Here is a 25,890-nt window from a genome sequence, read left to right on the forward strand (position 1 = left end):
CATGGCCCGGAATGTGGAACCCCCGGAACCGCACCCGCCGTGCTGGGCTCGGCACTACAGAAAGCAAACGACCAAAACGCAGAAAGGCGCGGAATCCGCGCCTTTCTGCTTTCTTCAATACCGCAACCGCATCAACGCCAGATCTTGATCTGCTCGGCGTCGGTGCGCTGCATCGGCTGGCCCGGCTTGCAGCTGAAGCTGGCGCCGAATGCCGGCAGGTTGGACAGCGGGGCGTTGCTGCGCCAGCGGCCCGGTGCACGTACGTCGGTGCGCAGACGCTGCACGGCTTCGTTCGGCGACAGCTGCTGCGCCCACAAGCTGGCCCAACCCTTGAAGAAGTCCTGCTTGTCGGCCGGCTTGGCGTCAGACTGGGCAGCGCTGAAGGCCTCGAAGGCGATCTCCATGCCCGAGATATCGGCCATGTTTTCGTCGCGGGTCAATTCGCCATTGACCTTGGCGTCCTTGACGCCCGGGAACGGGTAGCCGCTGTACTGCGCGGCGACGCGGTTGCCCAGCAGCGTCCAGGCACTCTTGTCGGCCGGCGTCCACCAGCTGCGCAGCTCGCCCTTGGCGTCGATCATGGCGCCCTTGACGTCGATGGCACGGCTGACTTCGTGCGCGACCAGGCCACCGAAGGCACCGAACTTCTCGGCATTGCTGGCGTTGCCGGCAAAGATCGGACCCTGCAGTGCGGCAGCGGTGACGATCAGACGGTTCTGGGCGATGTCGTAGGCGATGGACGGCTGCTGCGGCAGCACGTCCCAGCGGCGGTCGGCATTGCCCTTGCCGATGCGCTTCATTTCCTGGGCGTGGCGCCAGGTGGAGGCGATCAGCATGTTGCCACCAAAGCTGCCACGGCCCATCGGCTGCACGGTGTAGTCCAGGTCACGCAGCGGCGTGCCGATCTCGATCTTCATCGCTGCCAGCTTGGCTTCGGCCTCGGTCTTGGCCTCGGCGCTGAGCCAGGTGCTGCGCTTGACCGCGGCGATCTGCGCTTCGCGGATCTGGTCGACCATGATGCCGGCCTGGCGGCGGGTGTCGCGGTTCAGGTAGGTGTTGGCGTACTCGTGGCCCAGCATCGGGCCGGCGGCCACGTTGATGGCGTCAAGCACGGCTTCCGGACGCGCCGGGGCGATGGTCTGGCCACGCAGCACGCGGCCACGGAACTCAAACTCGGCATCGCGGTAGGCCTTGGACAGGTACGGCGACATCGAGTCACCCACGCGCCAGCGCAGGTAGGCCTTCCACTGGTTGGCCGGCAGGCGGCTGACCATGCTGTTGAGCTGCTGGAACAGGGCCGGATCGGCCAACGACACCAGGTCGTCGTTCACGCCCTGGGCCTTGAGGAAGGCGTCCAGCTGCAGGTTGCGGTAACGGCTGTTCAAGTCCTTGGTGGAGACCGGCGCGTAGTTGTTGAACGGGTTGTTGATGTCGGCGACCGAGTGCGCGCTGCGCGCCAGTTCGGTTTCCAGCTGGATGACCAGCGCCGATTCGGCATCAAGCTGCGCGGCCGGGGTGCCGGTCAGCGCCAGGATCTGCTTCACATAGGCGCGGTAACGGCCCATCAGCGCAACGGTGTCGGCATCGGTGCGGGTATAGAACGCCGGGTCCGGCAGGCCGGTGCCGCCCTGCATGAAGTAGCCGATGTGGCGGTCCAGCGCCTTCAGGTCCACGTCCGGGGCGAAGTTGAACGCCACCGGGATGCCGACCTGGTGCAGCGCGGCAATCGAGGCCGGGATGTCCTTGGCCTTCTTGATCGCGTTGATGCGGGTCAGCAGTGGTGCGATCGGCTTGGAGCCGTCGGCTTCCACGGCGGCCTCATCCAGGCCACTGGCCCAGAAGTCGCCCAGCAGCTTCTGTACGTTGCCCTGCGGGGCGGTCATCGCGCGATCAAGCAGCTGACGCTGCTGGGTGCGGGCATTGTCTGCCAGGGTGCCCAAGGCGCTGACCGCGCCGGTCTGCGGCACCGGGTTGGCCTTGAGCCAGTTGCCGTTGGTGGTTTCGTAGAAGTCCGTACAGGCCGCGCTCACTGCCGGTGCCCGGGCCGCAGGTTTTTTGCGGGCGGCCTGCGCATCGTTGGTGGACAGTACCGTCACCAGAGAGAAGGCCAGGGCCAGGGTAAGTGGGCGAACGTTTGGCATGTGGTGCATATCCGCAGAAGGACAAAGTGGGCGGAGTTTAACAAGCTGGCGCGGGATTGGTGCCGGGGCAGGGCACGGATTTGGGTACTGCATCAAAACCGGCGGTTGTAGGAGCGGCGCAAGCCGCGAAGCTGGCGGTGCCTGAGCTTCACGGCTGACGCCGTTCCCACAAGCGAAGCCGGGATTCTTGTAGGAGCGGCGTAAGCCGCGAAGCCACAGCAGATGAGGCAGGCGGCATAGCCGGGATTGCGTGCTGGAGCGAGGGCCAGGTTCGCTATCCGATACTGTGAGAGTTGCTAGCCCCGGAGTTTGTGGGAGCGGCGTCAGCCGCGAAGCAAACGCAAACGATGAGGTTGGCACTGCCGGGATTACGTTTATTCGGGGCGCTTTGGCTGGGTCAGCTTCGCGGCTGACGCCGCTCCCACAACCGCCTTTGGCAGCTGGCAAAAAACAAGGCCCGGCAATGCCGGGCCTTGTTTGGGTCTCACTGCGGGGCAGCGATTACCAGATCACCACCTGCTTGTCGCCAGCACGGACCATCGGCGAGCCGGCCTTGCACTGGAACGCAGCTGCGAAGGTCGGCAGGTTCGACGGCGCACCCATGGCGCGGAACTGCGCCGGGGCGTGCGGATCGGTCGCCAGGCGGACCTTGGCGTTCTCGGCGGTGTACTTGGTGCGCCACACGGTGGCCCAGTTGAAGAAGAAGCGCTGGTCACGGGTGAAGCCGTCAACCTTGGCGTCTTCCTTGCCGGTCGACGCCTTCTGCAGCGCGTCGTAGGCGGTGGCCAGGCCACCCAGGTCGGCGATGTTCTCGCCCAGGGTCAGCGAGCCGTTGACGCTCTGGTCGCCCACCTTGTACTCGTTGAACTGGTTGACCAGCTTGCCGGTCAGGCCTGCGAAGCCCTTCGAATCCGCCGGGGTCCACCAGTTTTCGAAGTTGCCGGTCGGGCCGAAGCGGCTGCCCTGGTCGTCGTAACCGTGGGTCATTTCATGGCCGATGACGGCACCGATGCCGCCGTAGTTCAGCGCGTCGTCGGCGTTCGGATCGAAGAACGGCGGCTGCAGGATGGCGGCCGGGAACACGATCTCGTTCTGCAGCGGGTTGTAATAGGCGTTGACCGTTTGCGGGGTCATGCCCCACTCGGTCTTGTCCACCGGCTGGCCGATCTTGGCCAGCGCCCACTTGTAGTTGAAGGCATTGGCAGCGCGCACATTGCCCAGGTAGTCGTCGTGGGTGGTGCTCAGGCCGCTCCAGTCACGCCACTTGTCCGGGTAGCCGATCTTCGGGGTGAAGGTTTCCCACTTGGCGATGGCCTTGGCCTTGGTTTCGTCGCTCATCCAGGCCAGGCCTTGGATACGGTCCTTCAGGGCGCCGGCCAGGTTCTTGACCAGCTCTTCCATCTTGGCCTTGGACTCCGGCGAGAAGGCGACCTTGACGTACATCTGGCCGAAGGCGTCACCGGCATCGCTTTCAATCGTGCCCAGTACCTGCTTCCAGCGCGGCTTGATTTCCTTCTGGCCGTTCAGTTCCTTGCCGTAGAACGCGTAGTTCTCCTGCACGAACTCATTGCTCAGGTAGGGGGCGGCGCCGTCCACGGTGTGGAAGCGCAGGTAGGCGCGCCATGCAGCTGGGTCGGTATCGGCCAGCATCTTGCTCACTTCCGCGTGGAAGGCGGGCATGGCCAGCGAGAACTTCTCCGGTGCAGCAACGCCCTGCGCCTGGAAGAAGGCAGCCCAGCTGAAGTTCGGGGTCAGCTTGTCGGCATCGGCCACGGTGACCGGGTTGTAGTACAGCGAAACGTCGCGCGAGAGCTCGACGCTGGACTTGGAAGCCTTGGCCAGGCGGGTTTCGAACTTGATCACGTCCTCGGCCTGCTTGGCGGCATCAGCTGCGGGCACGCCGCTGAGTTCCAGCACCTTGGCCACGTGGGCCTTGTAGGCGTTGAGCTTGTCGGCCTTGCTGGCGTCGGTGTAATAAGTGGTGTCCGGCAGGCCCAGGCCGCCCTGGCTGGCGTAGGCCATGTTCATGGCCGAGTTCTTGAAGTCCGCTTCCGGGCCGAAGCCGAACAGGAAATTCTCGCCCTTGGCGGCGGTGGTGCGCAGGTAATCGGCCAGCGCGGCGGTGTTCTGCAGGCCGTCGATGGCGGCCAGGTCGGCCTTCAGCGGGGTGATGCCGAGGCTATTGATCTTGGCCTCGTCCATGCCGGCGGCCCAGAAGTCACCGACGATCTTCTCGATGCCGGTGGCGTTCTTCATCGCCGCGGCCTGCTCGGCCAGCTGGTGCTGCACGGCAACCGAGCGTTCGTCGAGGATGGTGAAGGCGCCCCAGCTGGTGCGGTCGGCCGGAATTTCATTGGCGTTGAGCCACTTTTCGTTCACGTAACCGTTGAAATCGGTACACGCGTCCTTGCTGGCGTCCAGGTCGGCGGCAGTGAAGGCGTTGTAGGCCGGCAGCTTGGACTCGTCCAGCTTCAGCTCATTGGCAGCAGGGGCGGCCGGGGCAGCGGCGGTGGCCGCCGGCGGGGACTGCTCTTCCTGCTTGGGGCAGCCGGTCAGCGCGGCGGCGACGGCCAGCGACAGCAGGAGAATCTGGGGTTTGCGAACGATCACGGGAAAGGCCTCCGGGCCGGTTTCGAAGCATGAGTGGGGCCTCGGAATCCGGGGCCGAAGCAGGAAGATACGCCTGAAACCGATGCGGAAGGGGTGTAGAAGGTAATGGGTGGCCGCCGGCTTATTCCTATGGGCGGTGATGGCGGGCCGATGCTATACAGCTGCAATGACCAAGACATCGACCAAGCAGTGGGACGCGATCCTGATCGGCGGCGGCCATAACGGGCTGGTGTGTGCGGCCTACCTGGCCAAGGCCGGCAAGCGCGTATTGGTACTGGAGCGACGCGGTGTGGTGGGCGGCGCAGCGGTAACCGAGGAATTCCACCCCGGGTTCCGCAATTCGGTGGCCTCTTATACGGTGTCGCTGCTGCAGCCCAAGGTGATAGCCGAGCTGGAGCTGGAGCGGCATGGCCTGCGGGTGGTGTCGCGCAAACTCAACAACTTCCTGCCCTTGGGCAATGGCGAGTACCTGCTGGCAGGTGCCGGGCGTACCGCCGAGCAGGTCGCACGCTTTTCGGCGCGTGATGCAGCGCGCTTGCCGGAGTACGAACAGCGGCTGGAGATATTCGCAGATGTGTTGCGTGCGCAGGCACTGCAGGCGCCGCCCAATATCAGCGGCGCGAGCTGGTTGCGCGCATTGCCCGAGCTGTGGAAAGCAGGGCAGTTGGGCCGGCAGCTGCAGCGCCTGGATCCGGCGCTTCAACAGGAGCTGATGGATCTATTCACCATCTCCGCGGCCGAATACCTGGACCGCTGGTTTGAAAGCGCGCCGATCAAGGCCTTGTTCGGCTTCGACGGCATCGTCGGCAACTACGCCAGCCCGTATGCGCCCGGCACCGCCTATGTGCTGTTGCATCACGTGTTTGGCGAAAGCAACGGCGTCAAAGGTGCCTGGGGGCACGCAATCGGCGGCATGGGCGCGATCACCCAGGCGATGGGACGTGCGGCGGTCGAAGCTGGTGCCGAGATTCGTACCGATGCCGCCGTCGAGAAGGTGCTGGTAGAGCAGGGGCGTGCAGTCGGCGTTGCACTGGCGGGTGGCGAAGTGCTGCGTGGCTCGGCCATCGTTGCCAACGTCAATCCGAAGCTGCTTTACGAGCGTCTGTTCGATCCTGCCGATGTACCTGCGGCCACGTTGGAGCGCATGGCCAATTGGCGTTGCGGCTCGGGCACGTTCCGCATGAACGTGGCGCTGTCGCGGTTACCTGATTTCAGCGACCTGCCGGGGGGCGGTGATCATTTGACCGCAGGGATAATCATCGCGCCCAGCCTGGACTACATGGACCGCGCCTATCTGGATGCGCGTCAATATGGTTGGTCACGCGAACCGATCGTCGAGATGCTGATTCCCAGCACCTTGGATGATTCATTGGCGCCAGCCGGGCAGCATGTTGCGAGTCTGTTCTGCCAGCACGTAGCCCCGCAGCTACCGGATGGACGCAGCTGGGACGATCACCGCGAAGAAGTCGCAGATCTGATGATCGCCACCGTCGACAAGCATGCGCCGGGCTTTGCAGCTTCCGTGCTGGGCCGGCAGATCATGAGTCCGTTGGATCTTGAGCGCACGTTCGGCCTGATCGGCGGCGATATCTTCCACGGCGCGTTGAGCTTGAATCAGCTGTTCAACGCACGGCCGATGCTGGGGCAGGCTGGCTACAAGGGGGCGTTGCCCGGACTCTATCTATGCGGTTCGGGCACGCATCCGGGCGGTGGGGTTACGGGGGCGCCTGGGCATAACGCGGCGCGCGTGTTGCTTGAGAATTCCTGACCTCCTGCTCGCGAAGTTGAGCTTGTCGGATACGATAGGAACCCGCATTTCCAAATAAGTGTCAGGTGCTTTGATGAGCCAGCAGGTGATGCAACTCTACGCTCGAGCGGTGGAAGCGCTGAACCGCAAACAATGGCGTGAAGCTTGGGCCGTAGCGCAGCACTTGCTTGAGTCTGGCGTGGAACATGGCGGGGTCCACTTTGTCGCAGGTGTGGCGGCGATGGAGTTGGGGCATATGAAAGCGGCAATTGTGCATCTGCGCATGGCCACGCGAATCAGTCCCGAGCGTGCGGATTACGCAACCCAGATGGCGCGCCTCCTTGTCGCGTTGCGCGCGCCGCAGGAAGCATTCCAGTATGCCGAGGCAGCGGCAGCGCTTGAGCCCGAGGATGCGCACACGCTGGATACACTTGGCGTGGTTTTTACCCGGCTCAATGAACACGTCCGTGCGTTGGAAGCATTCACGGCCGCTGTTGGCAAATTGCCTGGTGAAGCGGTTTTTCATTACAACCATGCAACGTCGCTGCTGTTCTCCGGTCGAATTGCAGATGCGGAGTCAGCTTATCGTCGATGTCTGGAGCTGGCGCCAACCTATTGGAGGGCCTATACGTCGCTGGCCAATCTGCGTCGCTGGCGGAGTGATGAGAACAATGTCGCGCTCTATGCGCAGGCACTTGAGTTGGCTGGTCAGAGTTCCGAAGGGTGCCTGTACGTCAATCTCGCACTGGCGAAAGAGCTGGAGGATGTAGGCGATTACCCTTCAGCTTTCGCGAGTTATACCAAGGCCAAGGATTCGCAAAAATCGCTGCGTAATTATCAGTCTGAAAAAGACTTAATCTTGTTTGAGGGCTTGCGCGAAGCCTTCGATGGCGTGGGCGATGTTTCGCCAGGAGCGGCTAGCGAAGAGCCCATTTTCGTTGTGGGAATGCCACGAAGTGGCACTACCCTAGTTGAGCGCATCGTTTCCAGTCATCCTGACGTTCATTCGGCTGGCGAGCTTGAGAACTTTCCGGTGACTGTCAAGCGCTTTTCCGGCACGCGTACCAATGCGGTGACCGATATCGAGACGATGATCGCATTGCATGGGATAGACTGGAAGGCGCTTGGTGAGGCCTATGTAGAGTCAACCCGGCCCGGTACGGCTGGTTGCTCGCGCTTCGTTGACAAGCTACCGCATAATTTTTTGTATCTCGGGCACATCGCCATGGCGTTGCCTGCTGCGCGGATCGTGCTTCTACGGCGTGACAGCATGGATACATGTCTGAGCAACTTCAGGCAGCTGTTTTCATTGACATCTTCCGTCTACGACTATTCGTTCGATCTACTCGATACAGGGCGCTATTACCAGATGTTTGATCGGCTGATGCGCTATTGGTGTGATCGGTTGGGTGACCGCATCCTGATAGTCAACTATGAAGATCTTGTTGACGATCAAGAAGGTCAGACCCGGAGAATCATTGAATTCTGCGGTTTGGAATGGAATGACGCGTGCCTTCGTTTTGAGGAGAATGCCGCGCCCGTTGCGACAGCCAGTGTCGTTCAGGTTCGATCAAAGGTGACCAGGGATTACATCGGGCGCTGGAAGCGATATGGTGCAGCCGTCGATCCCCTTGCGCAGCTGTTGACCGGGGAGAGCGGTTCCAGCGTGTGATCGGGAAGCATGCTTCTCGCTGACGGTCCGACAGACCGTCCGCAGCATTCCCCAGAGGTGGCAGGTCACCGCGGTACACCGCGGTCGCGCCGGTCGACTGCCCACCCAGGTAGCGCATCTGCTGCCTGGAGCTATCTTGCCAGCTTGTTCGGTCAAGCTGGTGAATAACGGGCTGATTCCGCTGAGTTCGACGGCGGGTAGGCAATGTGGCGACTCGACGTCGGTGATTTCTATAAATGGGAATTCAAAAAGGCCCCGTCATAACGACGGGGCCTTTGTCTTTCAATCGCCAGGGTTCAGCTGGCAATCATTTCTTGCCGAATGCGTAGCGTGCTTCGATGTAGTAAGCACGTCCGTATACGTCGAAGTTGTACGAGTTGTACGGCGCGTTCGAGGTGCCAGGGTACGAGAAATCGTACGGCGGCATCTTGTTGAACACGTTGTTCACCATGAACGACACATCCATGCCCTCAAACAGCTGGTAGGAGATGCTGGCGTTGTGCTTGCTATAAGAGCCGAACTTCGCTGCGCGATTGCTTGCATAGCCAAGGTCGCTGATCGTGGCAGCATAGTTGGGGGTGGAGTCGATCCAGTTCACGTACCAAGTTGCAGAGAAGTTGCCCTTTGCCCAGGTCAGAGATCCGTCGGCCTTACGCTTCGGATCCGAGCTCCAATAGGGGTCGTTCAGCAGGTCAATGTAGCTGTCTTCCGGATACTGCTGGTACTTGTGGCTCAGCTTCTGCGTGTAGCTGGCACGAACACTTAGGTCGCCCCAGTTGCCGAAATCGTAGCCGTAGTTGAATGAAGCGTTGATCGCCTTGAGTTGCTGATTGGAGACATTCACCTTCGGGGTGAAAATCTCTGTGATGTTACCTGCGGAGTTACGCGTCACCTGATCCATGGTGATCTGGCAGAGCGGCGAGTTGACATCGTCGACGCCAGTGCGGCAGCGGTAGTCCTGCATCGACAGTTGGTTGGCGCTCTGCTGGGTGACCTCGTCCGAGATATCCCAGTTAAAGTAGTCAACGGTCAACGCCATCCGATCAAGCGGAGACCAGACAAAGCCTGCACTCCAGACGTCTGCATTGATCGGCTTCAGTTCAGTGCTGCCAACCTGGGTGCCGAAGAACTGGCGATTGGAGTAGGCGGTGGGGCAGTTATCAATATCGCCTGGGCCGAAGCCGCGCTGCGAGCACTGATAGTAGTCAATGACGCGGCTGTAGTAGCCACTCTCGCCTTGGTAGAGATCTGACAGGGTTGGGGCGCGGAATGCGGTGCCATACTTGCCGCGGAATAGCAGCGAGTCGATCGGGCGATACTCCAGACTGACCGCGTAGGTCGGTTTGTCGATGGTCTGGCTACCTGCCTTGAAAGCATCGTAACGGCCTGACAGCGAAATCGTCAGCGGCTCCCACAACGGAAGACGCAATTCGGAGGTGACCGCATAGCGGTCACGATCACCGCCACCGGCGACAGCCGTCTGTCCCCAGATCGAGCCATCCATGTAGCCCGCATCAGGGGTGTAGTCCCACTTCTGCTTGCCGAACTCGGCGACAACGGCGATGCCGGCATCGCCGCCGGGCAGCGTGAACAGGGATCCATTGGTTACCTGTGCACGCAGCATCGCGTCGGAGGTCTTGCTCTTGCTGGAAGCACGGCCGGTAAAGCTGGCGAATTCTTCCGGCGTGATCGGCGAGAAGAATGCGGCGTAGTTGGGCGTGTATACCGGGTAAGCACCATATAGCGGGTCTAGGCCCTGTTCAGCGCCGAGGACTCGATCAATGAAGAACTGATCAACCTTGTCTGCGTAACGGACGAAGCTGTTCTCGTCCAATTCGTACTTGGTGTAGGTGCCGCCGAAGTCGTAGTCCCAGTTGGTGCCTCCAAATACGCCTTTGGCGCCAAAGGTCACTCGGACGGATTCGCCCGTGTCTCGCGACATTGTATTGTTGAAACCGCCCGGGCCCATTTCTTCCGGTGCGAACGCGCGCTGCAGGTTCACCAGATCGCCAAGACTCGGGTCATAGTAGTAGCCGAAATCTGCACCCGTGCCCCACCACAGATAGCCGGATCCAGAGTGATATTTGGTCTGATCGTGGCTATAAAGAACATCGCCATAAAGCTGCAGGTTGTCGTTTACGTCGAAGGTGCCATGCAGATACGCCTGCGTGGAAGTCTTCTCGTTCATCAGCGTGCGGTAGCCTGCTGTGTTGAATGAACCACAGTAATATTCGTCGCCGAAACCGGGCCGCTGCTGCAGACCCTCGGTGCCGCCAAACAAGCCCTTCAGGTTTTCGCAGTTGTTTGGATCAGGGAATCGATAGCTGGTTTCGTAGCCAAGAACCACGAAATCTCGACTGGCCAGCGCGGGAGAATAACCGTCCGGATTGAACTGCTTGGTCAGATCGCGCTGGTAGCCCCAGATCGGCTTACGCTCTTCGTGCTGGATGCCGCCCAAGATGTTCACGCGACCATCAGCCGAAGTCCATCCATCGGCAATGCTGGCGCGGAAGCTTCCACCGCCACCCTCAGCATATCCACCACCGCGGATGGTCATCACCGTGCCATCCATGCTCTTTTTCAGGATGACGTTGATGACGCCGGCAATCGCATCTGAGCCGTAGAGAGAGGACTGTCCGCCCGGGAGGATCTCGATGCGTTCGATCAAGTCAACAGGAATGCCGCTGATGTTGTTGAACGTATCGCTGCCGTTGTAGAGGGCCGGATAGTTGGACATCGGCCGGCCATCGATCAGGTACTTGACGTAGCCCGGCGGCAAGCCGAACAAGCTGACTGTCTCCGCACCCTGGGTAAACGAGGCGGAGGTCTGTGCACCCTGCACGCCACCGGTCGACATTGAATTTTTCTGAAGAACTTCGGTGACCGAGCTGAAACCACGCGACTTGATGTCTTCAGCAGTGATGACCGTGACGGGGGTCGCGGTCTCGATCTGAGTCTGGGGGATGAGCGAGCCGGTGACCGTGACCTTGTCCAAGGTCTTGGCACTGCGCGCTTCATCCTGGGCCATCGCGGCGGCCGGGATCAAAACTGCGGTCAACAAGGCGCTGGTGAGCGCGCTGCGTTTGATGGAACTGCGCTTGTACGTCTTCACTGAAGTATGTCCCCTACTCAATCTGGAAGTTGTAGCCCCGGCAGTGCTTCAGGAGTTGTCTTGTTGACATCGGACAAGAACTGAAGGTGTTTTTGCCATGAACGTAACCTGACTTTAACGAACTAATTACGTCTGTGCACCAATTTTGTAAAAATCAGTCAATTGAAATGATGTAGAGGGGGGGGGGGGGCGGTGGCGCCCTGTGAGTTTTCAAGGCGGCCGCGCGCATTCAACCCTGGTAGACATTCAGCCATCCTCAAATTCGAGAGCATTTGAGAGATGGTGTGAGGTGGCTGGTTGCGACGGTTTTCACCGGGCTGGCGCAGTTGGCAAGGGTTCGCGGCGGAGTGCCGGGATCCAAGGCGGCAGATTGATCTCCCCGGGATGCATCTTCTGCTGTGAGAGAACCGATTATTCGAGGGCCCGTACTATCGCCGGGATCAAATCAGGGAAGGTGATACGAGCAGGTGATCCGCGCGCTTTGTCTGCAGCCCAACCGAGCACGAGTGCTGGCTCGAAACGCCTGGCATCGCGCCGGGTCCTTCGCTGGCGATTCCCAAAAAAAACAAGGCCCGGCGATTGCCGGGCCTTGTTTTCAACGCTTTTCAACTATTACTTACTGGAACTTGTAACGCAGGGACAGCATGAAGCGGCGGCCCAGCGAGTCGAGCACGTAGGGGAACGGGCCGACGTCGTCAGTGAGGTTGATGACCGCCAAGTTCAGGCGTGCATTCTCGGTGAAGCGGTAGCTGACGTTTGCATCCCAGGTGGTCCAGCTGTCGCGGACGAAGTACTGGCGGCTTTCCGGGGTGGCGACCAGACTGAACTGTGCGCTGCTGGTGTAGTTCGCCGCGAAGCCTGCGCTCCAGTTGCCGATCTTGTGCTGGGCGGTCCAGCGGAACTGGCGCTTCGGCTCAGTGAAGGTGCCGACCTGTTCCACGAACGGAACGTCCGCACTGGCGGCCTGACCACGGTTCTTCGGCATATAGCCGTAGAAGCCGAGGTCCAGGCGACCGAAACGGTCCATCTCCAAACGGTAGTCCACTTCGGCGGTCCAGCCGCGGAACATCAGGACCGGGCCGTTGCCGTACTGGGTCTTGATGTCGGTGGCGGCAGCGGTGACCGGGTCACGGGTAACCAGGCTGCAGAAGCGGTTTGCATTGGCGACGTCACTGGCGTTGAAGCTCGGGTTGTCGAAGCAGCCGGTGATGATGTCGTTCGGGCTGAGGGCGGTGATGACATCGGTGATTTCGATGTCGTACCAGTCAGCGGCGACGCGCAGGCCGTTGAGCCATTCCGGTGCAAAGACAATGCCGGCGGTCCACGACTCCGCCCTTTCGTTCTTCAGGCCGGTGTAGCCGTTGCTGGAGCCCAGCGTGGTCGTCGGCGAAGCAACGAAGGACGACGGGTTCACACTCGGGTAGGCAGCGAAGAATGCATTGCAGTTGTTGCGACGCACGGTCGGGTTGGCGCCGCCGCCGATCGATGCCAGGGTGCAGACTTCCGGAATGGCGTAGAAGGCCGGCTGCTGGTTGGTGTACAGCTCGGCAATCGACGGTGCGCGCATCGACTGGGTCTTGTTACCGCGCAGCTGGATGCCTGCGAACGGCTCGTACTGCAGGCCGTACGTGAATGCGGTAAAGCCACCAGCGACTGAGTTGTCGACGCGACGTACCTTGCCGGTGATGTCCAGGCGGTGCAGGCCCGGCAGGCCCCAATCCGGGTTGAACAGCGGCGCGAGGAACTCGGCGAACAGTTCATTGGTGTTGTATTCGCCGTGAGCGGACTGGATCGGCACCGAACGGCCCTGGCCCAGGCGCTGGTACTCGCTCGGGGTGAAGGAGCCTTCTTCGCGGCGGTGTTCATAACCACCGGCAACCGCGAACTCACCACCCGGCAGGTCGAACAGGCCGCCGGTAATGGAGGCGTTGATCACGGTCTGGCGGGTCTGTGCCTTGGCGACGGTGTTGGTGGAGACGTAGTCCAGTGCTTCGCGCGATGCCTGGTTTTCACCGAACAGGTTCAACGGACGGCAGGCGGCATCGACGGTGGTGCCGGCAGCGGCCGAGTCACAGACGATGTTGCCCGAAGCATCGCGCTTGACGTTGATGGCGTTGATGAAATTCTGCTGGATCAGGCCCGTGCCGAGGTAATCGAAGTCACCGCGGCCATGAACAACGCTGGCCTCCCAGTTGAAGTTGCGCTGGCCGATGTCGAAGTAGCCGTCGGCGCCGATGACAGCGCGGGTCAGACGGGTTTCAGTGCTCGAGTTGTTCATGCTCAGGTCGCGCGAGGAGCGCGACAGGCGGAACTGGGTGATGCCATTGTCAGCCAGGATCTTGCGCGACTCGGCACTCAGGTACGGGTTGTTGGCGTTGAACAGCAGGGCGCCGCTCAGGGCGCCGGTGCCGTTGTTGTTGGCGCGGCCGAACGAGATCGCGTTGTATACGTTCTGGTCCAGGGTTTCGCGTGCGGTGGCTTCGTAGCGGGACAGTTCGAAGAAGCCGCGCACGGAGTCGGTGAAGTCGAAGCTGCCGTTGGCATAAACGGTACGGCGCTCAAGATCAGCGATCAGCGGCAACGTCTCGTTCAGATTCAGGCCGTCGCCACCGGAGGCATTGCCGCCCGCATAGCTGGTACCCGGGTCGAACTCGACCAGGTTACCCGAGTTGTTGAACTGCCACAGCTTGTTCTGCGGACCGAAGCCGGCGATGGCGCCAAGCGGGTCGCGCTGATAGTTGGCGACATTTGGAACGATCAGACCGCCGAAGGTCATGCTGGCGATACGACGATTCTGGATCCAGACCTGATCGGCGATGCCGTCGGCCGGGCCGGTATTGAACGGAATGCCGCCGTCGATGCGGCCGTCGCTGCCCGGGGTGCGGCCCGGCTGCCACAGCGCTGCGTTGGCGGCGGTCGGGTTGGCCTGCAGGCTGTAGCCCTTGCGGTAGAAGTCACGCTGAAGGGCGTTGACGCCTTCGCTGTTGTCGAGCTCGGCTGCAATCGTGATGTTGCCGCGGTCGTCAGCGAAATTGGTGCCGAAGATGGCTGCCCACGAATAACGGTCGTTGTCGTGCTTGCTGGTGGTGCCGTAGCCCAGCTCGACTTCTGCGCCCTGGAACTTCTCGCGCAGGATGATGTTGGTCACGCCGGAGATGGCGTCGGAGCCGTAGGTTGGAGCACCGCCGACGCTCAGGTTTTCAATGCGGTCGACCATGATGCTCGGGATCGCATTCATATCAACCTGGATGCCTGAACCACCGCCTGCGCCGAAGATGGTCGGCGGGGTCGAGGTTACGTAACGGCGGCCGTTGACCAGGGTCAACAGGCGGTTGCTGCCCAGGCCGAAGCGGCTGGCAAAGTTCACACCGGCGCCGAAGCCGGCCTGGTCGCCACGCGAGCTGACACCGGCGGAAATGCCAGGCACCGTCGTCAGCGCGTCGATCAGGTTGGTCTGGCCATAGGCCTCCATGGTCTCGCGGTTTACAACAGCGGCGGGCTCAAGCGTGTCGAAGCCTGCGCGGTAAATGCGCGAGCCGGTGACCGTGATCCGGTCAAGCTGGGTGGCCTCCTTGTCTTCAGCAGTCTTTGCGGCCTCCGCTGCGGGAGTGTCCTGCGCGAAGGCGGGTCCGGCCACGGCTACGAAAAGTGCTGATGTCAGCGCCAGGCTCAGCGGGTGACGGCTGAGCGACTTGTGATTTGCCATTGAATCTCCCTCATGGAGTCGTTGTTGTCGGCCTTGGCTCGGCAAAAACAGGGCCTTCATCCTGGTTTCAAAAAAGTTTCATCTGCCGATAACTTTGGATTAACACACGGTTAACATTTTTAGTCAACGGTTAAGCTCCTGCTCATAAGTGCTTGAAATGCAAAATGAAATACCAATTTCAGTAAAGTGCCGCGGCGAATTCAGCAAAGCCGTCCCTGACCGTGGCTTTCTGCTTGACGCTATAGTTCCGGCCTAGTCTGGGAATGCGGGAGTCATGGTGGGCGGTTCGATCACATTGGGCGGTGCCCACAAAGTGCAGAAGGGGCTATCCCCCCATTCACGTATCCGCAATGTCATTGCGGTGGGCTCTGGCAAGGGCGGGGTGGGCAAGTCCACCACGGCGGTGAATTTGGCCCTGGCGCTGAAAGCGTTGGGTGCCCGGGTGGGTGTGCTGGATGCCGATATCTATGGGCCCAGCGTGCCGGCCATGCTGGGTTTGAGTGGGCGGCCGGAGAGCCCGGACAACAAATCCATCGAGCCGCTGCGGGCATTCGGGGTCGAGGCGATGTCGATCGGTTTCCTGATCGAGCCGGACTCACCGATGATCTGGCGTGGGCCGATGGCTACCTCGGCGCTGACCCAGCTGTTCAACGACACGCTGTGGGATGACCTGGATTTCCTGTTGATCGACCTGCCGCCCGGTACGGGCGACATCCAGCTGACGCTGTCGCAGAAGATCCCGGTCGCCGGTGCGGTGATCGTCACCACGCCGCAGGACATTGCCACGCTGGATGCGCGCAAGGCATTGAATATGTTCGAGAAGGTTGAAGTGCCGGTGTTGGGAATCATCGAGAACATGGCGGTGCATACCTGCAGCAACTGCGGCCATGTCGAGCATCTGTTCGGCGAAGGCGGCGGTCAGCGGATGGCCGAGCAGTACGGGGTGCCGTTGCTGGGCTCGTTGCCGCTGGACATCGGCATCCGTGAGCAGGGCGATGTTGGCGCACCGATCGTCGTTGCCCAGCCTGAGTCGGCAGCTGCGAAGGCCTATCTGGCAGCGGCGCAGCGGATGACCGAGGAATTGGCCAAGCGCCCACGCGCCAGCATTCCGATCCTGTCCTCGCTGACGTGAATCTGGCACCGGCAGGTGCCGGGATGGGGCCCGCGAATGCGGGCCCTTCTTATATATAGGCGTGGGAAAGGTGTGGGCGGCGAGGATTGGCTACGGCCCGGCGCCGGCTCTAAGCTAGAATCGACCACCCCCGGCCGCAGGCATGCTGCGGCACAACGTGAACAGGACCATTGAATGAGCATCAAGAGCGACCGTTGGATCCGCCAAATGTCCGAACAGCACGGCATGATCTCGCCGTACGAAGCCGGCCAGGTCAAGCAGGTGGACGGCCAGCGCATCGTCAGTTACGGCACTTCCAGCTATGGCTACGACGTGCGTTGCTCGCGTGAATTCAAGGTGTTCACCAACATCAACTCGACCATTGTCGACCCCAAGCACTTCGACCCGAAGAGCTTTGTCGATATCGAGGCCGATGAGTGCATCATCCCGCCGAATTCGTTCGCACTGGCGCGCACGGTGGAGTTCTTCCGCATCCCGCGTGACACCCTGGTGGTGTGCCTGGGCAAGAGTACCTATGCGCGGTGCGGCATCATCGTCAACGTCACCCCGCTGGAGCCGGAGTGGGAAGGTCATGTGACGCTGGAGTTCTCCAACACCACGCCACTGCCGGCCCGCATCTATGCCAACGAAGGCGTGGCGCAGATGCTGTTCTTCCAGGCCGACAAGGACGATGTCTGCGAAACCTCGTACAAGGATCGCGGTGGCAAGTACCAGGGCCAGACCGGCGTTACCTTGCCGCGTACCTGAGTGCTGCGGGCTGGAATGAAAAAGGCGCCGTCAGGCGCCTTTTCTTTATGCAGGATCCGGCGCAGCGGCTTACTTGCCGCGCCCGAACAACATGCCGATACCGACGGCAACCAGAATGGCCGGCCACCAGGTGGCGAGCATGGTGCCGATGTTGCCGTTGATCCAGCCAAGGTTCTTGGCCAGGAAGAACAGGCCAACGATGATCAGGATCAGGGCGGCGATCAGATTGGAGCGCATCGGCTTGCGGAGTCCGTAAGGGGAGAAGGTGCTTATCGTAGCCGCTGGCGCCAGATTTCGACACGTTCGGCCAGCACCTCCGGGTCGAAGCGCTGGGCCTTGCCATTGCCCCAGACCGGGCCGGGCCATGCGGCATCGTTTTCGTTGCGGCCAATCAGATGCACATGCAGCTGGCGCACGATATTGCCCAGGGCGCCGATATTGATCTTGCTGACATTGGGCTTGTGCTTCAGGTGCTGGGAGATCTGGTTGATTTCGGCCAGCAGCAGCCGTTGCTGGGCCCCGTCCAGGTCGATCCACTCGCTGGCCTCAGGCACGCGCGGCACCAGTACAACCCACGGAAAGCGGTCGTCATTCATCAGGCGGATCTGCGACAGGGGGCCGTCGGCGATCAGAACGCTGTCGGCGGCAAGGCGGGTATCAAGTACGAAATCGGACGTCACAACTTCGGTCATCGCAGGTTCTCGCTGAAGAAGGCCAAGGTGCGTTCGCGCGCCAAGTCGGCGCTGGGTGCGTGGTAGTGCATGCCGACCTCGCGGTTGAACGCGTGATCGGCTGGATACACATATACAGGCAAGTCGGGTTGCTTTTCACGGTGCGCTGCAACGGCGGCGGCCGGGATGGAGGCGTCCTGGTCGCCGAAGTGGAAGATCGCCGGCGCCTTGAACGGTGTATCCAGGAACGACACATTGCGCGCGCCGTAGTAGCTGGCCGACGGCAGGCCCAGGCGCTGCGCGGCCAGCATGGCGATGGTGCCGCCCCAGCAATAGCCGACGGTGCCGACCATGCCGTATTGCGCCAGGGTCGCGGCGGCGCTTTCCACAACGGTAACCGCGCGGTCCACGCCCAGTTCGTCGACCAGTGCCTTGCCGCGACTGACGCCGGCAGTGTCGTAGTCCAGCTGCAGGTCCGGCTCGATCAGGTCGAAGAAGGACGGCGCCAGCACCGCGTAGCCCTCGGCAGCGTACTGTTCGGCGACATGGCGGATATGCGCGTTGGCGCCGAAGATTTCCTGTATCACCACCAGCCCGGCGCGAGGGGTGCCTGCAGGCAGGGCCTGCCAGGCGCGGACGGCGCCGAGTGGGGTGGGGAGGGTGATCCAGTTGGGCATGGTGGGCTCCGGATTGAAGGGCGAAAAGCGGTGTTCCTTCTCCCGCTTGCGGGGGAAGGTGCCCGAAGGGCGGATGGGGGGAGCTTTTGGAGCGAAGGGTTTTGCTTGCTAGAGCCTCCCCTCACCCCAACCCCTCTCCCGTAAACGGGAGAGGGGCTCTAGTCAGTCATTCCCGCGATGAGACTGATTATCAGCTCTCTCACGTATTAAGCCAGCCGCAGGGCGAGGCTGCGCAGGCCCGGTATACTGGCCGGCTTTCCGGCCCTGCTGCCATTCCGGCCCGGCCCCAGGATTTCCAGATCATGTCCCAGCTGAACCCCAAAGTCGGCTTCGTCAGCCTTGGCTGCCCGAAAGCCCTTGTCGATTCCGAGCGCATCCTCACCCAGCTGCGGGTGGAAGGCTACGACATCGTGCCGTCCTACGACTCGGCCGACGTGGTGGTGGTCAATACCTGCGGCTTCATCGACTCGGCCGTTGCCGAATCGCTGGACGCCATCGGCGAGGCGATGAACGAGAACGGCAAGGTCATCGTCACCGGCTGCCTGGGCAAGAAGGGCGACATGATCCGCGAGCATTACCCGGATGTGCTATCGGTGTCCGGCCCGCAGGACTACACCACGGTGATGGAAGCGGTGCACGCAGCGCTACCGCCCAAGCACAATCCATTCGTGGACCTGGTGCCGGATTACGGCATCAAGCTGACCCCGCGCCACTACGCCTATCTGAAGATTTCCGAAGGCTGCAACCACCGTTGCAGCTTCTGCATCATTCCCTCGATGCGTGGCGATCTGGTGTCGCGCCCGGTCGATGAAGTGCTGCGTGAGGCCGAGCGCTTGGTGAAGGGTGGTGTGCGTGAGTTGCTGGTGGTATCGCAGGACACCTCGGCCTACGGCGTGGACCGCAAGTACGCGCCGGGCACCTGGCGCGGCAAGGAGTACGCAACGCGCATGAAGGCGCTGTGCGAGGGGCTGTCCGAGCTCGATGCCTGGACCCGTCTGCACTATGTCTATCCGTACCCGCACGTCGATGACGTGGTGCCGCTGATGGCCGAGGGCAAGATCCTGCCGTACCTGGACATCCCGTTCCAGCACGCAAGCCCGCGCATCCTCAAGCTGATGAAGCGCCCGGGTGCGGTCGACAAAACCCTGGAGCGCGTGTTGCGCTGGCGCGAGATCGCGCCGGACATCACCGTGCGTTCCACCTTCATCGTCGGCTTCCCGGGCGAAACCGATGCCGAGTTCGAGCAGCTGCTCGACTTCCTGGATACCGCCCAGCTCGACCGCGTTGGCGCCTTCGCCTATTCGCCGGTAGACGGTGCCACCGCCAACCAGCTGCCGGACCCGGTTCCCGAAGAAGTGAAGCAGGAGCGTCTGGCCCGTTTCATGGAAAAGCAGGCCGCCATTTCCGCCGCGAAGCTCGAAGCCAAGATCGGCAGCGTGCAGCAGTGCCTGATCGACGGCATTGAAGACGGCATCGCGGTGGCCCGTTCCAAGGCCGATGCGCCGGAAATCGATGGCCTGGTGCATATCCAGAACGCCGATGAGGCCAAGCTGCGGGTCGGCCAGTTCGTCGATGTCGAGATCACCGACAGCGATGAGCACGATCTGTTTGGCGATGCCATCGTCGATGCCAAGGCGGCCGCGCCGTTTGATCTCAAGGTGCTGTGACCTGCGCACTTGCCGCTGATGACGCCGGCTCAGGCCGGCGTCGTTTTCTGGCGCCACCGCGCGAGCAGGTGGCGCATCAGTGTTTTGAACAGCCCATATTTGGCGACTTTGCCAACTACACCGATCTGTTGGAGGGCGCCGACTGGCCGGGTATTGCTGCGCTCAACGCGCAGCTGGCCGTGCAGGGCAAGCAGTTCGTCATCCAGGACGAGGCCTTGCTTGGCGACGGACTGCACTACGAACAACGCATCGCCCAAGGGCGCATCGCCACCCGTGCGCAGAACTGGCATGACTTGTTCAATGCGCTGGTCTGGGCGCGCTATCCGGCGATCAAGTGCGCGCTCAATGCGCAGCAATGTCTGCATATCGCAGCGATGGGAACTGCGCAGCGCAACCGTGCGCAGGCTGCGCTGACCCAGTTCGACGAAACCGGCGTGATCGTGCGTGTCCGCGATGCGGACTTGCTGTCGGCATGGGATCGGCACGACTGGGCGACGCTGTTCGATCCGCGCTCGTGGCAGCGCGGCGATATCGCCATCTGCGCGCTCATCGGCCATGCCTTGCTGGAGCAGGCCTTGTTGCCCGGGCGCCTGCTGGTGGGCAAAAGCATCGTGGTGCTTGGCGAGGATGACGCGGCCTGCGTTGCCCGCGTCGCTGCGGCAATCGGTGAAGCTCAGCTGCTGGCCGAACCCTCCGAGCTGCGGCCATTGCCGCTGGCCGGCATTCCCGGTTGGCACGCGCCGCAGGATGCGGCCTTCTATCAGTCGTGCGACTACTTCCGCCCGCTGCGCGAGGGCCGAACGTACCCGGCCGCGCTCAGCCTTCGTAGCTGACGTCGAGGATGGCGAAGCGGGTCAGGCCGCTGGGCAGCTCCACCGCGAACTCATCGTCGATGCGCTTCTTCAACAGCGCCCGCGCCAACGGCGAATCGATACTGATCCAGCCGGCCGGTGCGTCGGTTTCGTCGGGGCCAACAATCCGGTAGACGACGGTCTGGCCCGAGTCGATGTTTTCCAGTTCCACCGTCGCGCCAAAGAACACCGCTTCCGGGTCGCTGGGCGTGGTGTCGACCACGCGCAGTGCTTCCAGGCGTTTGCTCAGGTAACGCACGCGACGGTCGATCTCGCCCAGCTGCTTCTTGCGGTAGGTGTATTCGGCATTCTCCGAGCGGTCGCCTTCGGCAGCTGCCGCCGCCAACGCCTTGACCACTTCCGGCCGCCGCTGCCGCCACAGCTCATCCAACTCGGCCTTGAGCCGGGCGTGGCCCTGCGCGGTGATCAGGGCGGTGCTTTTTTCTGCAGGGGGACGCCAGCGGCTCATTGCGGTCATGCATTGCGTGGATGCGGCATGGTAGCCGGGCTTGCTTGCGCAAGGCCAATCAATGGCTGAAGCTTCGCGTTCACCGACAAGGAAGTTTGGCCGATGTTGATCCTGCCGCTGCACAAGCCGCTGAACCTGAGCACCTTGCCGCTGGTGACGATGTTGCTGGTGCTGGTCAATGTCTATGTATTCTTCGGCTGGCAGGTGGACGACGAACACAAGGTGCAGGCGACGCAGGCCTGGTACCAGCAGTCGGGTCTGGCCGGCTACGAGCTGCCGGCCTACGAAAAACATCTGCGATTGACTGCGCAGCGCGATGCGCTGGCCGAGTTGGAAGCGCTGCCGGGGGAGGAGCGTGGCAGCTATGTGGGGATGGCGACCTTGAGCGATGTCAGCTTCCAAAAGGCGCTGCAACAGGGCGGCCTGTTCGAGTCGGAAGAACAGCAGGCAGAGTGGGCACCCTTGCGGCGTGAGTACCAGGCGCAGCTGGACCAGGTATTCACCCTGCGGCATATCCTGCGCAGCTCGGAATGGTCGCCGTGGCGGCTGTTGTCGGCGGCCTTCCTGCACGGCAGCGTGATGCATCTGCTGGGCAATATGCTGTTCCTGGTGGTCTTGGGTCTGCTGCTGGAAGGGGCGCTGGGTGGTTGGCGTTTCCTGGGGCTGTACCTGTTGGGCGCGGTTGGCTCCAGTGTTGCCAGTGTGTTGTGGCGCTGGGGCGAAGCGGGCGGTGGGTTGGGCGCGTCCGGTGCGATAGCGGCGGTGATGGGAGCGTTCTGCGTGGTGTGGGGAATGCGCCCGGTGCGGTTTTTCTATTGGTTCGGGGTGATCTTCGACTATGTACGGGCGCCGGCAATCTGCTTGTTGCCGTTGTGGTTGGGGTGGGAGGTATTCAACCTGCTGACCAACGACGAAGCCGGCATTGGTTTTGATGCGCATGCCGGTGGCCTGATCTGCGGCGCCGTGCTGGGTGGCGTGCTGGTGCTTACCCGGCAGACCCGCGATGACTATATGGCCGATGAAACCGAAGTGGCCGTCAACGATCAGCGTTGGCAGCAGGCCCAGCAATACATGGGGCGCCTGGATAATTCCGCCGCCGAGCGCGTGCTGGCGGAGTTGGCGACCGAACAACCGCAACGTCTGGATGTTGCACTGGCGCGCTATCGGGTTGCCGCCAACGCAGGCCGGTCAGCCGACATGCGTGCGCGCGCTGCCGATGTGCTGCGATTGGAGGCCGACGATACTGCCGGGCTAGCCGCGCAGCAGGCCATCATCAAACAGCTGCTTGCGGAGGACACAATCGCCGAGTTGGCGCCTGCTGCGTTTGAGCGCTGCCTCAAAGCCGGCTGGCTGCAGGAAGCCGAGGCGGTCTGGGAACAGGCCACCAAATTGCCCGGTGAAGCGCAGGCGCAGGGCTGGCTTCGTCTGGCCTTGCGGCATGGCGAGGCGCATGCCCATGCGCAGCGCCGGCGCCTGCTTGAATTGCTGCAGCAGCGTTTTGCGGCGACCCCGCAGGCCGGCAAGGCGCGGTTCCTGCTGGAGAACGACTGAGGGGTCTACCTCGGCGTAGACGAAGGTCCGGGGCGGATTGGCCCATGTTTTGTGCCGCATCGAATCTGCAGAGCCGACTTTTATCCGTAGCCCGGGTAAGCGCAGCGCACCCGGGAAGCAGGGATCTACGGGAAATCTCAAGTGTTCGCCAACAGCCCCGGGTGCGCTGCGCTTACCCGGGCTACGTTGACGATACGGTTCCGCTCAAGCGCGCCGGATCTCAGGCCGGGCTGACCTGCAGTGCGTTCTTGGCCGCCTCAAGCTTGCGGCGCTGCTCTTCGTCTTCGCAACGCTGCAGCGCCTCGTCGATCAGTTGCAGTGCTTCGGCGTCGCGGTTGTAGCGCTCGCCCAGCAGCAGAGCTGCCTGCAATGCCCACTGCGGCGCCTGCGGGTCGCGCGGCCAGGCCTTGAACATCGCTCGCAGGGTGTCCATCTGCAGCTGCAACTGGCCGCCCAGACGTGCGCGTTCGGCAAGCTGCGCGGCCTGCTGCGGTTCGGAGGGGGTGAAGTCCGCATCCACTTCCAGCATGTCGCGCAGGACGTTCATCGCTTCGCGTTCCTGCTTTTCGATCAGCAGGCGGTTGATGTACTGGCGGGCGTGCTCGCGCAGGGCATCGGATGCACCCTTGCGCCGAAGCAGGCGTTGATACAGCTCATGTACCTGCAGGCTCACCGCGCGGGAGCGCACCGAGCCGCGCAGGGCATCCAAAGCGGCATCAAGCTGGCCTTCGCGGACGAAATGTTCGGCCTCATCGAGCAGCTTCTGGTCCGGGTCATGCCGCAGCAGCGCGTCGTAGGCGCCTTCCGGTTCAAAGCCCAGTGCCTCGTGGTACTGATAAACCAGATAGCCCAGCAGATGGAAGGTGCTGAACAGGCCCCAGATGCTGAAGAAATTGAGCACCAGCTCGCCTACCACCGGCGGCATGAAGGTGTGCAGCCACTGGCCGGCGGTCAAGGCGCTGGCCTGGATGACGAACAGCAGCAGGAAGGCGGCCAGGTAGGGCCAGCCAATCCGCAGCGCAATGGTGATCGAGGTAGCGGGGTTGGCGGCATGGCGCAGGCTGCCGTCCATCGCCAGCGAGATCACACAGCCGGGCTGCAGCAGCACCACCGCGCCGAGCGTCAGCAGGCCAATCACCGGGCCGAGGAAGATCGCCACCGTCACCACGAAGACGCCCATCAGGATCATCAGGCCGAGCAAGCGGATGACGGTGCCGTCGCTGCTGCTGAGGGTGTTTTCGGGCGAGGCCATGCGGCCGTTGGCGGTTTCGCGCAGGATCTCGAACGAATAGCGGTAGATCGCCACCCAGATGATGATGCCGAGCAGCCAGCCTATGGCCGGCAACCAGGTCAGCAACGTGCACAGGGTGAGCGCGATCAGCGAATACAGCGCCGAGCCCCGTACCGGATAGAGCGTGATGGCCGGCAGTCGTTGCCAGAACGGTTGTGGGCGTTGCGCATTCGCGCCGCGCTTGCGGTCTTCCATGACATTCCCCCGAGAGTCAGGTGCCAATTGTGGCGCCTGCGATGCAGGGCCGGCAATGGGCCGGCCCTGGCGTGGCAGTCAGCGCTTGCCGCCGAAAATGCTGCCGAGGATGCCGCGCACGATCTGGTTGCCCAGCTTGGTGCCCACGGTGCGGGTGGTCTGTTTGGCCATGGTTTCGATCATGCCCTGACGGCGCTTGGTGCCGAAGATCGCATCCTTGATGCTCTGGCCGAAGCCGCCCTCCTGCTCCTCGTCCTGCTGACGGGTGCGAGCGGCAGGCGCTTTTGCCTGCTCGACGACCTTCTCCGCACGCTGCGCCAGCAGTTCGGCGGCCGATTCACGGTTCACGGCGTTGTCATAGCGGGTACCCACCGGGCTGCCGGCACGCACCTGGGCGCGTTCGGCATCGGTGATCGAGCCCATGCGGCAGCGCGGTGGGGCGATCAGGGTCTTCTGCACCGGTGCGGGAATGCCCTTGTCCTGCAGCGTGGACACCAGCGCCTCGCCGGTGCCGAGCTGCGACAGGGTGGCGACTACATCGAGCTTGGGGTTCTGCACGAAGGTCTCTGCCGCCGTCTTGACCGCCTTCTGGTCGCGCGGGGTGAAGGCACGCAGGGCGTGCTGCACGCGGTTGCCGAGCTGGCCAAGGATGTTGCCGGGCACGTCATCCGGGAACTGCGAGCAGAAGTACACGCCCACGCCCTTGGAGCGGATCAATCGCACTACCTGCTCGATGCGCTGCACCAGCGCTGGCGGTGCATCGTCGAACAACAGGTGGGCCTCGTCGAAAATGAAGACCAGCTTGGGCTTTTCCAGGTCTCCCACTTCCGGCAGCTGCTCGAACAGCTCGGACAGCAGCCACAACAGGAAGGTGGAATACAGGCGCGGCTTGAGGATCAGCTGGGCGGCGGCAAGGATGCCGATCACGCCGCGGCCGTCGTGATTGACCCACATGATGTCGGCCAGTTCCAGCGCCGGCTCGCCGAAGAAGGCTTCGCCGCCGTCCTGCGACAGGCGCAGCAGCGAGCGCTGGATGGCGGCCACCGACTGCGCGCTGACCAGGCCGTATTCGGTGGAGATGTCCTTGCGCTCCTCGGCCACCAGGCCGAGCAGGGCGCGCAGGTCGTCCAGGTCGAGCAGCAGCAGGCCACGGTCATCGGCCAGCTTGAAGACGATGTCGAGCACGCCGGACTGGGTGTCATTGAGCTCCAGGATGCGCGCGAGCAGGGTAGGGCCCATTTCGCTGACGGTGGTGCGCACCGGGTGGCCGAGCTTGCCGTACAGGTCCCAGAACACCACCGGGCTGGCCGCTGGCGCAAAACCATCGACGCCGATCTCGGCCGCGCGCTGGGCCAGCTTTTCGCCGCCCTCGCCAGCGACCGCAAGGCCAGCCACGTCGCCCTTCACATCGGCCATGAATACCGGCACGCCCAGCCGTGAAAACCCCTCGGCCAGCGTCATCAGCGTCACCGTCTTGCCAGTGCCGGTAGCGCCGGCCACCAGGCCATGGCGGTTGCCGAAGCGCGGGAGCAGGGTGACGGCGATGTCGTCGGTGACGCCTTTGCCGAGCAGGATCGGGTCCATGGAGGCACTCATTGATGAATGAAGGGGGGATTCTAACGGCCGACTGTATCGCTGCGGTGGCAATGTT

At 62.5% G+C, this 25,890-nt stretch carries 17 protein-coding genes; 7 read left to right on the forward strand and 10 right to left on the reverse strand.

Annotated elements, in window-relative coordinates; translation table 11 throughout:
- Positions 1-131: 131 nt before the first annotated feature.
- Positions 132-2,141 carry a M13 family metallopeptidase gene (locus ACVOKO_RS13220; RefSeq protein WP_346499369.1) on the reverse strand — a complete coding sequence of 670 codons (2,010 nt, stop codon included), beginning with the start codon at positions 2,139-2,141 and terminating at the stop codon, positions 132-134.
- Between the two features lie 501 nt (positions 2,142-2,642).
- Positions 2,643-4,748: a M13 family metallopeptidase gene (locus tag ACVOKO_RS13225; RefSeq protein WP_346499400.1), complete on the reverse strand. Its 2,106-nt coding sequence runs from the start codon at positions 4,746-4,748 to the stop codon at positions 2,643-2,645.
- Between the two features lie 169 nt (positions 4,749-4,917).
- Between ACVOKO_RS13225 and ACVOKO_RS13230 the strand changes: the two genes are divergently transcribed.
- Both ACVOKO_RS13230 and ACVOKO_RS13235 read left to right on the forward strand, forming a co-directional pair.
- Positions 4,918-6,519 (forward strand): phytoene desaturase family protein, encoded by a 1,602-nt coding sequence (locus ACVOKO_RS13230; protein ID WP_346499370.1) that lies wholly within the window; start codon positions 4,918-4,920, stop codon positions 6,517-6,519.
- Between the two features lie 73 nt (positions 6,520-6,592).
- Positions 6,593-8,170 carry a tetratricopeptide repeat-containing sulfotransferase family protein gene (locus ACVOKO_RS13235; RefSeq protein WP_346499371.1) on the forward strand — a complete coding sequence of 526 codons (1,578 nt, stop codon included), beginning with the start codon at positions 6,593-6,595 and terminating at the stop codon, positions 8,168-8,170.
- A 307-nt stretch (positions 8,171-8,477) separates the two neighbouring features.
- On the opposite strand, the gene ACVOKO_RS13240 is transcribed toward ACVOKO_RS13235, so the two are convergent.
- Together ACVOKO_RS13240 and ACVOKO_RS13245 are read right to left on the reverse strand one after the other, a co-directional pair.
- Entirely contained in the window at positions 8,478-11,198 is a 2,721-nt protein-coding gene (locus ACVOKO_RS13240; protein ID WP_346499401.1) for a TonB-dependent receptor domain-containing protein, read from the reverse strand.
- A 700-nt stretch (positions 11,199-11,898) separates the two neighbouring features.
- Positions 11,899-14,988 carry a TonB-dependent receptor domain-containing protein gene (locus ACVOKO_RS13245; RefSeq protein WP_346499372.1) on the reverse strand — a complete coding sequence of 1,030 codons (3,090 nt, stop codon included), beginning with the start codon at positions 14,986-14,988 and terminating at the stop codon, positions 11,899-11,901.
- 274 nt (positions 14,989-15,262) lie between these two features.
- On the opposite strand from ACVOKO_RS13245, the gene apbC reads away from it, so the two are divergent.
- Positions 15,263-16,120 (forward strand): iron-sulfur cluster carrier protein ApbC, encoded by an 858-nt coding sequence (gene apbC, locus ACVOKO_RS13250; protein ID WP_346499373.1) that lies wholly within the window; start codon positions 15,263-15,265, stop codon positions 16,118-16,120.
- 174 nt (positions 16,121-16,294) lie between these two features.
- Positions 16,295-16,867, forward strand: a complete 573-nt coding sequence (gene dcd / locus ACVOKO_RS13255; protein WP_346499374.1) for a dCTP deaminase — start codon at positions 16,295-16,297, stop codon at positions 16,865-16,867.
- Positions 16,868-16,936: 69 nt separating this feature from the next.
- Here the strand turns inward: dcd and ACVOKO_RS13260 are convergent, their stop codons facing one another.
- Genes ACVOKO_RS13260 through ACVOKO_RS13270 form a run of 3 tightly spaced genes read right to left on the reverse strand, consistent with a single transcriptional unit; the run spans position 16,937 to position 18,215 of the window.
- Complete coding sequence (locus tag ACVOKO_RS13260; RefSeq protein WP_170183049.1) at positions 16,937-17,104, reverse strand: LiaI-LiaF-like domain-containing protein; 168 nt, start codon at positions 17,102-17,104, stop codon at positions 16,937-16,939.
- Positions 17,105-17,136: 32 nt separating this feature from the next.
- The gene (locus ACVOKO_RS13265) at positions 17,137-17,559 is read right to left on the reverse strand and encodes an HIT family protein (RefSeq protein ID WP_346499375.1); all 423 of its coding nucleotides are present in this window, start codon (positions 17,557-17,559) and stop codon (positions 17,137-17,139) included.
- Entirely contained in the window at positions 17,556-18,215 is a 660-nt protein-coding gene (locus ACVOKO_RS13270; protein WP_346499376.1) for a dienelactone hydrolase family protein, read from the reverse strand. The genes ACVOKO_RS13265 and ACVOKO_RS13270 overlap by 4 nt, the downstream gene beginning before the upstream one ends.
- A gap of 302 nt (positions 18,216-18,517) precedes the next feature.
- On the opposite strand from ACVOKO_RS13270, the gene rimO reads away from it, so the two are divergent.
- Together rimO and ACVOKO_RS13280 are read left to right on the forward strand one after the other, a co-directional pair.
- Positions 18,518-19,882, forward strand: a complete 1,365-nt coding sequence (gene rimO / locus ACVOKO_RS13275) for a 30S ribosomal protein S12 methylthiotransferase RimO (RefSeq protein ID WP_057630849.1) — start codon at positions 18,518-18,520, stop codon at positions 19,880-19,882.
- Positions 19,879-20,715 carry a DUF3025 domain-containing protein gene (locus ACVOKO_RS13280; protein WP_346499377.1) on the forward strand — a complete coding sequence of 279 codons (837 nt, stop codon included), beginning with the start codon at positions 19,879-19,881 and terminating at the stop codon, positions 20,713-20,715. Before rimO ends, ACVOKO_RS13280 begins: the two co-directional genes overlap by 4 nt.
- Here ACVOKO_RS13280 and greB read toward each other — a convergent pair.
- Positions 20,699-21,202 carry a transcription elongation factor GreB gene (greB, locus tag ACVOKO_RS13285; RefSeq protein WP_346499378.1) on the reverse strand — a complete coding sequence of 168 codons (504 nt, stop codon included), beginning with the start codon at positions 21,200-21,202 and terminating at the stop codon, positions 20,699-20,701. The two genes, ACVOKO_RS13280 and greB, sit on opposite strands and share 17 nt — an antisense overlap.
- 102 nt (positions 21,203-21,304) lie before the next feature.
- On the opposite strand from greB, the gene ACVOKO_RS13290 reads away from it, so the two are divergent.
- Positions 21,305-22,753 carry a rhomboid family intramembrane serine protease gene (locus ACVOKO_RS13290; RefSeq protein WP_346499379.1) on the forward strand — a complete coding sequence of 483 codons (1,449 nt, stop codon included), beginning with the start codon at positions 21,305-21,307 and terminating at the stop codon, positions 22,751-22,753.
- 220 nt (positions 22,754-22,973) lie between these two features.
- Here the strand turns inward: ACVOKO_RS13290 and ACVOKO_RS13295 are convergent, their stop codons facing one another.
- Together ACVOKO_RS13295 and ACVOKO_RS13300 are read right to left on the reverse strand one after the other, a co-directional pair.
- A complete protein-coding gene (locus ACVOKO_RS13295) occupies positions 22,974-24,239 on the reverse strand; it encodes a hypothetical protein (protein ID WP_346499380.1) in 1,266 nt (421 codons plus the stop codon).
- Positions 24,240-24,317: 78 nt separating this feature from the next.
- The gene (locus ACVOKO_RS13300; protein WP_346499402.1) at positions 24,318-25,823 is read right to left on the reverse strand and encodes a helicase HerA-like domain-containing protein; all 1,506 of its coding nucleotides are present in this window, start codon (positions 25,821-25,823) and stop codon (positions 24,318-24,320) included.
- Positions 25,824-25,890 lie beyond the last annotated feature (67 nt).

Source organism: Stenotrophomonas sp. STEN240, assembly GCF_056756175.1.

What these genes read in the sequence shown, in the direction of transcription:
- ACVOKO_RS13245 (WP_346499372.1), bottom strand. Translation starts at nt 14,988, where the DNA reads ATGGCAAATCACAAGTCGCTCAGCCGTCACCCGCTGAGCCTGGCGCTG.
- ACVOKO_RS13230 (WP_346499370.1), top strand. Translation starts at nt 4,918, where the DNA reads ATGACCAAGACATCGACCAAGCAGTGGGACGCGATCCTGATCGGCGGC.
- ACVOKO_RS13300 (WP_346499402.1), bottom strand. Translation starts at nt 25,823, where the DNA reads ATGGACCCGATCCTGCTCGGCAAAGGCGTCACCGACGACATCGCCGTC.
- ACVOKO_RS13290 (WP_346499379.1), top strand. Translation starts at nt 21,305, where the DNA reads ATGTTGATCCTGCCGCTGCACAAGCCGCTGAACCTGAGCACCTTGCCG.
- ACVOKO_RS13240 (WP_346499401.1), bottom strand. Translation starts at nt 11,198, where the DNA reads ATGGCCCAGGATGAAGCGCGCAGTGCCAAGACCTTGGACAAGGTCACG.
- ACVOKO_RS13295 (WP_346499380.1), bottom strand. Translation starts at nt 24,239, where the DNA reads ATGGAAGACCGCAAGCGCGGCGCGAATGCGCAACGCCCACAACCGTTC.
- ACVOKO_RS13235 (WP_346499371.1), top strand. Translation starts at nt 6,593, where the DNA reads ATGAGCCAGCAGGTGATGCAACTCTACGCTCGAGCGGTGGAAGCGCTG.
- apbC (WP_346499373.1), top strand. Translation starts at nt 15,263, where the DNA reads ATGGTGGGCGGTTCGATCACATTGGGCGGTGCCCACAAAGTGCAGAAG.
- ACVOKO_RS13265 (WP_346499375.1), bottom strand. Translation starts at nt 17,559, where the DNA reads ATGACCGAAGTTGTGACGTCCGATTTCGTACTTGATACCCGCCTTGCC.
- rimO (WP_057630849.1), top strand. Translation starts at nt 18,518, where the DNA reads ATGTCCCAGCTGAACCCCAAAGTCGGCTTCGTCAGCCTTGGCTGCCCG.
- ACVOKO_RS13260 (WP_170183049.1), bottom strand. Translation starts at nt 17,104, where the DNA reads ATGCGCTCCAATCTGATCGCCGCCCTGATCCTGATCATCGTTGGCCTG.
- ACVOKO_RS13270 (WP_346499376.1), bottom strand. Translation starts at nt 18,215, where the DNA reads ATGCCCAACTGGATCACCCTCCCCACCCCACTCGGCGCCGTCCGCGCC.
- ACVOKO_RS13220 (WP_346499369.1), bottom strand. Translation starts at nt 2,141, where the DNA reads ATGCCAAACGTTCGCCCACTTACCCTGGCCCTGGCCTTCTCTCTGGTG.
- dcd (WP_346499374.1), top strand. Translation starts at nt 16,295, where the DNA reads ATGAGCATCAAGAGCGACCGTTGGATCCGCCAAATGTCCGAACAGCAC.
- greB (WP_346499378.1), bottom strand. Translation starts at nt 21,202, where the DNA reads ATGAGCCGCTGGCGTCCCCCTGCAGAAAAAAGCACCGCCCTGATCACC.